Origin of the sequence: Thalassotalea sp. G20_0 (genome assembly GCF_017744175.1) — a bacterium.
Classification (GTDB): Bacteria; Pseudomonadota; Gammaproteobacteria; order Pseudomonadales; family Endozoicomonadaceae; genus Endozoicomonas.
Genome location: NZ_JAGHQV010000339.1, coordinates 1 through 752 on the forward strand (window position 1 = coordinate 1; position 752 = coordinate 752).

At 57.4% G+C, this 752-nt stretch carries 1 protein-coding gene; it reads left to right on the forward strand.

Annotated elements, in window-relative coordinates:
* Nucleotides 1-752: DUF1601 domain-containing protein (locus J7438_RS26390; protein ID WP_209278996.1), on the forward strand; the 752-nt coding region annotated here is incomplete at both ends.

The following is a 752-nucleotide window of genomic DNA, read 5'->3' on the forward strand; positions in this document are numbered from 1 at the left end:
CTGCTGTGGGCCATGGCGAAACTGGTGGACAACGGGCAGGAGCGAACACCAGAGTTCAAAGAGGCCGTGGCCGCGCTGTTGCCCAACGTGAACGCACAGAAAGACCAATTTCATGCCCAGGGTATTGTCAACCTGCTGTGGGCCATGGCGAAACTGGTGGACAACGGGCAGGAGCGGACACCAGGGCTCAACGAGGCCCTGGCCGCGCTGTTACCCCACGTGAACGCACAGAGATACCAATTTAATGCCCAGGGTATCGCCAACCTGCTGTGGGCCATGGCGAAACTGGTGAACAACGGGCAGGAGCAAACACCAGGGCTCAAAGAGGCCGTGGTCGCACTGTTACCCCACGTGAACGCACAGAAATACCAATTTAATGCCCAGAGTATCGCCAACTTGCTGTGGGCCATGGCGAAACTGGTGAACAACGGGCAGGAGCAGACACCAGGGTTTAAAGAGGCCGTGGCCGCGCTGTTACCCCACGTGAACGCACAGAAATACCAATTTAATGCCCAGGGTATCGCCAACTTGCTGTGGGCCATGGCGAAACTGGTGGACAACGGGCAGGAGCAGACACCAGGGTTCAAAGAGGCCGTGGCCGCGCTGTTACCCTACGTGAAAGTAAAGAAAGGCCAATTTATTCCTCAGCATATCGCCAACCTGCTGTGGGCCATGGCGAAACTGGTGGACAACGGGCAGGAGCAGATACCAGAACTCAACGAGGCTGTGGCCGCGCTATTGCCCCACGTGAA